Raw genomic sequence first — 7,714 nt, forward strand, 5'->3', positions numbered from 1 at the left:
AACGGCATCGACTAAGGCTTTGTCTCCACCAGGGGTTTCATAGAAAAATTCTTCAACGGGCTTAGAAAAGTCCAAGCCACTAGCAAACACCGGAATCACTCGAGCACCAAGAGATTCCAATTCCTGAACCGTCGCGACATAGTGGGCGTCATCGCCAGTCACTAAGTGAGTTCGCTGGAGAATCAGACCGACGGTCGGTGCAGTGCCATTTTTGAGCGCATCAGGAATATCACGACGGGAGCTAAACCAGTTGAGATATTCCTTGACATCGGCAAACATTTCCATAGCTAGGGGATGCCAAATCCCCATTTCTAGGTAGGTTACCGGATCGTCAAACTGGACTTTATCTTCTAACTCCGGCACATACTTATTGGCCAGCATCAGCAGGAAGTTTTCCAAGTTGTCCTGGGAACCGCCCAGCCAATACTGGAAACTCAACATAAAGTTGCGCGCATCCTGGGCTTTATCCACGGGCAAATACTTAAGAACCTTTGGTAGGGTACGCAGCAGCTTTAGCATGCCGTCCTGGAACGAGGCACCAGACTGCTCTTTACGCTTACGCATGAATTGTGCGATTGCACTTTGGGATTGCCCCAAATTCGCCATCGTAAAGCTTCCCATCTTATTGAGGCGCATCACCTGAGGCATGGAGGGGAAGACCACCGCTACATCTAGGCGATCTCGGTGGGGTTGTACGGCAGCGACCACCTTATCTGCTAGATCTTCAATAAAAATAAGAGAACCAATAAAAATATTGGCTTCAGCCATATCGGCTTCAAACGCCTCATAGTTCTCTTCTGAGCGTAATTCCTCCAACAGGTAGCCACTCAGTTCGACGGCCACGCTGTCATGATTATCGTTAATGGCGTTGGCAGCTGCCGTCAGGGCACTCTGATACTGAGGCTCTAACACGACATAGACCACCTTCATTAAGGAGCGTCCCCGTAACTCCTTGGGGACAATATGTCTAATGGTGGACTTGACGTGAGTGAACATGCGTTAGCGCTCCTTTAACGTGAACAAATTTGTACACGACTATTAGGTTCTTTAAAGATTTGTACCAAAAAATTTGCTTTCAAACGGAATGGTCGACGGGAACCGACACAATTTGCAAAAAAATTTGTGACGACGGTCAAACGTTTCTGTTGTTCTTGGACCACTCCCTACCCCACCCTCAAGCATAGCTGAAGTTTCCAGACAAATACATATGTCCCCAGGGGAATCCCCTGGGATGCCATCCTTTGCAAAGGCACAGTGTCAATGGATTAATTTTGTCGGTTAACAATGGAAGCGAATCAATATGTAGTTATGTTGAGCGACTTGCCAAGATGAACGTCTATTAACCGAGAGAATGAGCAGCATAAGCATTGTCTATCCTAGCCTGAGCAAAGATAAAGCCAATCTTAAGGTTCGCCTTCAACCCATATCCAGAATGTTAACTCGTGTTAACTTTAGGTACAAATGCTTAGTTGATAGCTTCTGGTGAGGATAGGTCGTTCGGTTGGTCTATGCAAAGGATTAGTGCTGAAGATTTACTCGCAAAATATGACTCAGGGATTAGAGACTTCAGTTACTTAGATTTGTGCCAGATCAATTTGTTTGAGGCTTATTTACCGGATATCAATCTTCAAGGTTGTAACCTGACCCAAGCCAATTTCGCTTATGCAACGTTGAGTCGGGCTAATTTAACCCAGACCAACCTATATCAGGCTCAGCTAGAAAAAACCTGGTTAGATTCTATCCATCTAGAAGACTCTCAACTTCAGGAAACTTCACTGATTGGTGCTGAATTGGCGTTTGCTCAACTGATTAGGGCTGATCTAACCCATGCCGATCTTCAACAAGCGGATCTACAACACGTCAGTCTCTTAAGGGCTAATTTGACAGGTGCGAATCTAAGCGGAGCTAATTTAGAGAACTGTGACTTGTCTGAGTCTGTTTTGGCTCGCACTAATTTCTTTCGTGCAAATGCCGTCGATTTTAGCGGCACTCAGATTCATCCCACTACAATATTGCCCAACGGATATCCTGGCCTTTCATCGTGATCTGAAAGTTTATCTCCTATATTCTCTGAAGATCTGGGAATTAATCAAAATATGTTTTCTGCTCCAGAGGCTCAAATTTATAAGAGAATCGTCATGTTGGCAAAATATTGGAGAAAGACAAATTATGTCAGTTGGTCATCCTCCACATCCTGCAGAAACGGTAGAGTTGGAATATACCCAGTTACAGTCCATTTCTGAAATATGGCCGATTGCCGCTCGGCGCTTTGGGGAAATTGTGGCGCTTCGAGATCCCCATGTACAGCCTGAGGTCAACCTCACTTATCTCGAACTCAATCGACAAATCCAACGATTTGCAGCCGGCTTACAGGCCTTAGGGGTTAAACCTGGGGATCGAGTTGCTTTATTTGCAGATAATAGTTCTCGCTGGTTGATCGCCGATCAGGGCAGCATTATGGCGGGGGCAGTCAATGTCGTTCGTAGCTCCCAGGCCAGCCCCGAAGAGCTGGCTTTTATTTTAGAAAACAGTGGTTCAACATTTTTACTAGTAGAAAATGCAGCGACCCTCAGCAAGCTACAGCCATTCCTCTCCCAGATTCCCTTACAGTTAATTGCCTTGCTCTCGGATGAGGAAGTCTCCAATAACGGATTGTCTCAGGCTTTGAATTTTCCTCAGATTTTTCAGGAAGGCGCTTATGGTTCTATTCGCGCTGTTCCGGCAGATCGGGAGCAATTGGCAACCCTCATTTATACGTCTGGCACCAGCGGGAAACCAAAAGGCGTAATGCTGAGTCATGGCAATCTGCTCCATATCATTACGGCCATGCCTGCTGTGGTCCAGCCGGAAGTCGGCGATCGCATTCTCAGTATCCTTCCTACCTGGCACTCCTTTGGCCGGTTAGTAGACTATTACTTTTTGTCCCAAGGCTGTACGCAAATTTATACCAGCATTCGGAATCTTAAAGGAGATCTGCAAACCTATAAGCCTCACTATATGGGGAGTGTGCCCCGGTTGTGGGAGTCACTGTATGAAGGGATTCAGAAAAAGTTTCGGGGTGAACCTGCGACTCGCCAAAAGCTGATCAATACATTTTTTGGCATTAGCCAACGATACATCACGGCCCGACGGACGCAACAAGGATTGAATATTAACAATCTCACACCCTCCGGATCTCAGCGATTTTTAGCTCAATTACAGATGCTTTTCCTCGGTCCTTTGCATCGCTTGGGCGATCGCATCGTCTATACCAAAATTCGTCAGGCCATGGGTGGACAATTCAAGCTCTCCTTCAGTGGGGGGGGATCCTTGGCCATGCACTTAGAGACCTTCTTTGAAACCGTAGGCATTGAAGTAATCGTGGGATATGGCTTAACGGAAACCTCACCCGTGTTGACGTCTCGTCGGGTGGGGCAAAATTTGCGTCGCTCAGCCGGCAAGCCAATCCCAAAAACAGAACTGAGAATTGTTGACCCGCAAACTCGTCAAATTTTGCCTTCCGGTCAGCAAGGCTTAGTGATCGTGCATGGCCCTCAAGTCATGCAGGGCTACTACCAAAATCCAGAAGCAACTGCAAAAGTGATTGATCAAGAAGGCTGGTTTGATACTGGAGATTTGGGCTGGCTGACACCTCGGCAGGATCTGGTTTTGACTGGACGCGCTAAGGATACGATTGTGCTATCTAACGGCGAAAACATCGAGCCACAGCCCCTAGAAGATGCCTGTGCTCGCAGCTCCTTCATTGATCAAATTATGGTGGTTGGCCAGGATCAGCGGAGTTTAGGGGCCTTGATCGTCCCCAATATCGATGCGTTGCAACAGTGGGCATCAGCTCAAAACGCCTCTATCCAACACCCGGAGGCAACTCCGACGCCAGGCACGAGAGAACTCACCTTTGCCGATCAACCCATTCAAGATCTTTTTCGCCAAGAAATTACGCGGGAGGTCAAAAATCGACCTAACTATCGTGCTGATGAGCGGATTGGTCCCTTTGCCTTTGTTTTAGAGCCGTTTTCCATCGAAAACGGAATGCTTACTCAAACCCTAAAAGTTCGTCGTCTTGTTGTCATGGAGCATTACCGCGATATGATCAACGGAATGTTTAACTAGAATCAAATTCGCTGTAATAAAACCTATGGAAATTCCTGCTGATCAGCTCCTGTTGAAACGCCCCATTACCGTTAAAGCCGTTGTCACTCCTCTATGGAAAGATGAGGCTCAGCAACAGCTCCAAGCCCAAATCAATCAATTTGATGGTCAGCTACAGCAACTTGATACCCAAGTTCAACAAATGATTGGCGAGCTAAAAAAGCAAACCGTTCAGATTATCGGGGCTGAAGGGAGTACTTCAGATGAAACCCAAGCCCAAATCCAGAATATTCAAATGCAAGCGAACAATCGCAAAAGCGAACTCTTAGACCAAAAGAATCAGGTCTTGCAACAACTGAATCAAGTTCAATCTCTAGAAATGGAACAAGAGGTTGAGCAGGGGCAGATCGATAGTTTCTTTTATGTCAAAAAGGGAGATCACCTGATTCGCAGAATGCAGGTTGAAATTCTCCTACGAGATGGCGTTGTGGAAGACATCCGAGGCGAACTCTAGACAATCCATAGCTATGGGTAGGGAATCCTATCCTTCCATGCTGGACCAATAAGTGGGGCACCTAATATAGGCTGGCCCCGTTTCTCATCTTTACCAAGCAACGTAACTAATATACTTCGATAACATTGAAATCCGTGATTTGAGTACTCAATTGGTTGAACGGTGAGAACCATCACAGCAGATCCTGGACGATGAACTTTAAAGTAGGAGAAATTGGATGCTAATGTTAAAGAATTAATAAGACTTGATTAAAAATATTACAAACCCAATTTAGTCAACTCGACTTTACCCCTATGCGTAGTTTGTCTACATCCCCCCAGTTAAAACAGCCCATTCCTAAGTTTCCCGTTCCGTTAAAATTGGTTGCTTTGGGTGACAGCTTAGTTTATGGCTATGGTGACCCAGAAGGGGGGGGATGGGTCGAACGGCTTCGACGGCAATGGATGTACCCCGATAATGCAGGCCATATTCTCTATAACTTGGGGGTTCGGGGAGATACCGTTAAACAGGTTGCCCGTCGATTAGAAAGTGAATTTCGGTATCGGGGAGAATTGCGACATCGAGTTCCAGATCGCATCATTCTATCGGTTGGCGTCAACGATTCTGCCCGCCTAGGCCGACTGGATGGTCGGTGCTTTACCCCCTTCACCGATTTTCAGATTCAACTTGCCGAATTACTCGATCGGGCGATTGAACTTTGCCCCGTGCTTTTTGTGGGTATGGTTCCAGTGAATGAAGATGCGATGCCATTTTTAGATGCGTTTTATTACAATCACGGGGATCAGCATCTCTACAATGAAGCCACACGGCTGGCTTGCCATAAACGTCAGATCCCTTACTTAGACCTATTTGATCTGTGGCAACAACGAGGAAAAAGTTGGTGCAACCTGCAACTGGGAGCGGATGGGTTGCATCCCAATTCGCAAGGATATCAGTCTTTATTAATGGATATCTGCAGCTGGCAACCCATCCAAACGCTGATGCAGTCAAAACACTAGCGTCCAGTTTTTGGATGGCGTTTAGGAAAAGGGCTCAATAATCCCTCCACCCAAGAGAATCTCTTGGTCATACCAAACCGCTGCTTGACCGGGAGCAATCCCAAACTGCGGCTCCTCAAACACCAGTTTTACCCGATCATTACCCTGCCCACCCTTTTCCAAAGGGATAATCGTTACCCGAGTGGGTGGGGATCGATACCGAACTTGCACTTCAGCACTCATCGGATGTTGGGGCGCAGCCATGGATACCCAGTTAACCCGTTTCACCAAACATTCTGTGCGACGGGCAGTGTCACGATCCCCAACAATGACTTGATTCTTACCTGGATCTAAGTCCACCACATAGAGTGGGTGAGGTGCCGCTACCCCAATCCCTTTGCGCTGGCCAATCGTGAAATGATGAACCCCTTGATGATGGCCCAATACATTTCCGGCTTGGTCAACAATTTCTCCTGGATGAGTTTGAATATACTGATCCAAAAAGGTTTGCATTGACCCATGAGCTTCGATTAAGCATAGATCCTGGCTCTCGGGTTTTTCGGCAGTATGGAGGTTTAGCTGGGCCGCCAATCGACGGGTGTCAGCTTTCGTATACTCACCGAGCGGAAAAACGGTGCCCTGCAGGAGTTCTTGGTCTAAATCGTACAGAAAATAGGACTGATCTTTATGGCGATCCACGGCGCGCAGAAGCTGATACCGATGGTCTTTGTTACTGTATGCTATCCGGGCATAATGTCCAGTTGCGATCGCATCTGTGTCCAATTCTTGTCGCGCATAGTTCAGCATCGGGCCAAACTTAACGGTTTTGTTGCATTGGGAACAGGGTAAAGGGGTAATGCCTTGCTGATAGCCAGCAACCAGATAGTCGATAATATTACTGGAAAAAAGGTCTCGGGTATCCACGATATGATGGGGAATGCCCAGATCATCGCAAAGTTGCGCTGCATCGACTAAGCCATCCGAACAGCATTGCCCCTTCCCTTGCATCAACCATAGGGTTAGGCCAATAACTTCATAGCCTTGTTCTTTGAGGCTAGCGGCTGCAGTTGAGCTGTCCACTCCTCCAGAGAGACCGACAACAATTCTCTTCATGTTTAAAATTGTGGACGAATAAGCATTAGGAAAAATGCAGTAAAGAAGATAGAGTTAGATCAAGATTATCTAATTCCATTGCTCCATGCTAACTTTTCCGAACCATACATGGGTCCAAGTCAATCCCGCTGCGTGCCAGTATTGGTTAATATAGAATTGCTCACAACTTGACAGTCTTGCCATCAGCTCAAAGGAACCCAGACATAAACTTTGCTGGCTGTGTTGGTTTTGACTGCAATCAAAATACTTTGAACCGAAAATAGTTGGTTGATTTCACTTTTTTGACTGCTCTTTGGAGATAAAAAATGTCCATTTATATTGGGAACCTATCCTACGATGCAAGCCAAGACGACTTATCGGCTGTGTTTGCAGAGTATGGCAAAGTAGTAAAGGTTCACCTTCCTGTTGATCGCGAAACTGGTCGTAAACGCGGCTTTGGCTTTGTAGATATGGAAAATGATTCAGAAGAAGAAGCTGCGATCGCAGATTTAGACGGTGCAGAATGGATGGGACGTCAATTAAAAGTGAATAAAGCCCGACCTCGAACTCCCCGGCCTCAGCAGTCTTGGTAGGGCCTCTAATCCTTCTCTGCTTCTTCAGCTCGTCATTGACATATTTGTGGTCATTGATGTCTTTTTTGAAGATCATACCGATGATCCGACTTGCCTTTTAAAAGGTGCCGCTCTCAAAATGGTGTTCAATACCAGTCAATCTTCTTAGCAACCATCTATCCCAATCACATCTGGTCTAGCTGAACTCATCTAAGAAACAGTAGTATAGTAGAGAATGCCTCGTCAGATAATGTATCGTTTCGGGGCATCTTTTATGAAAATACAAAAAATCAAGGAGAAGTTATCTAGTGGTTCAGGTGGTTTTAGGTGAAGACGAAGGCATTGAATCTGCATTGCGTCGATTTAAGCGCCAAGTCTCAAAGGCCGGAATTTTGGCAGATGTAAAACGTCGACGCCATTTTGAGACCCCGTTAGAGAAAAAGAAGCGTAAGCGGATTGCTACTCGTCGC

The 7,714-nt window shown here is 46.3% G+C and carries 8 protein-coding genes; 6 read left to right on the plus strand and 2 right to left on the minus strand.

Translation table 11 applies throughout. From position 1 onward, the window contains the following. The coding region (locus Q0991_RS05910) for a DUF3479 domain-containing protein (protein ID WP_299486388.1) at positions 1 to 996 on the minus strand (996 nt) is incomplete at its 3' end. Between the two features lie 512 nt (positions 997 to 1,508). Here Q0991_RS05910 and Q0991_RS05915 point away from each other — a divergent pair. The 4 genes from Q0991_RS05915 (at position 1,509) to Q0991_RS05930 (ending at position 5,601) form a co-directional block, all read left to right on the plus strand. Further along, on the plus strand, positions 1,509 to 2,045 hold the full coding sequence (locus tag Q0991_RS05915; protein WP_299486389.1) for a pentapeptide repeat-containing protein: 537 nt from the start codon (positions 1,509 to 1,511) through the stop codon (positions 2,043 to 2,045). A 124-nt stretch (positions 2,046 to 2,169) separates the two neighbouring features. Next, positions 2,170 to 4,110: an AMP-binding protein gene (locus Q0991_RS05920; protein WP_299486390.1), complete on the plus strand. Its 1,941-nt coding sequence runs from the start codon at positions 2,170 to 2,172 to the stop codon at positions 4,108 to 4,110. Positions 4,111 to 4,135: 25 nt separating this feature from the next. Further along, a complete protein-coding gene (locus Q0991_RS05925; protein ID WP_299486392.1) occupies positions 4,136 to 4,603 on the plus strand; it encodes a YlqD family protein in 468 nt (155 codons plus the stop codon). Between the two features lie 293 nt (positions 4,604 to 4,896). Continuing rightward, a complete protein-coding gene (locus tag Q0991_RS05930) occupies positions 4,897 to 5,601 on the plus strand; it encodes a GDSL-type esterase/lipase family protein (RefSeq protein ID WP_299486394.1) in 705 nt (234 codons plus the stop codon). 21 nt (positions 5,602 to 5,622) lie between these two features. Here the strand turns inward: Q0991_RS05930 and mnmA are convergent, their stop codons facing one another. Next, positions 5,623 to 6,693 (minus strand): tRNA 2-thiouridine(34) synthase MnmA, encoded by a 1,071-nt coding sequence (mnmA, locus tag Q0991_RS05935; protein ID WP_299486395.1) that lies wholly within the window; start codon positions 6,691 to 6,693, stop codon positions 5,623 to 5,625. 305 nt (positions 6,694 to 6,998) lie between these two features. On the opposite strand from mnmA, the gene Q0991_RS05940 reads away from it, so the two are divergent. After that, positions 6,999 to 7,265 carry an RNA-binding protein gene (locus Q0991_RS05940; protein ID WP_299486397.1) on the plus strand — a complete coding sequence of 89 codons (267 nt, stop codon included), beginning with the start codon at positions 6,999 to 7,001 and terminating at the stop codon, positions 7,263 to 7,265. A gap of 287 nt (positions 7,266 to 7,552) precedes the next feature. After that, the coding region (gene rpsU, locus Q0991_RS05945) for a 30S ribosomal protein S21 (protein WP_299486399.1) at positions 7,553 to 7,714 on the plus strand (162 nt) is incomplete at its 3' end.

Origin of the sequence: Acaryochloris sp. IP29b_bin.137, assembly GCF_028285745.1 — a bacterium.
Classification (GTDB): Bacteria; Cyanobacteriota; Cyanobacteriia; order Thermosynechococcales; family Thermosynechococcaceae; genus Acaryochloris.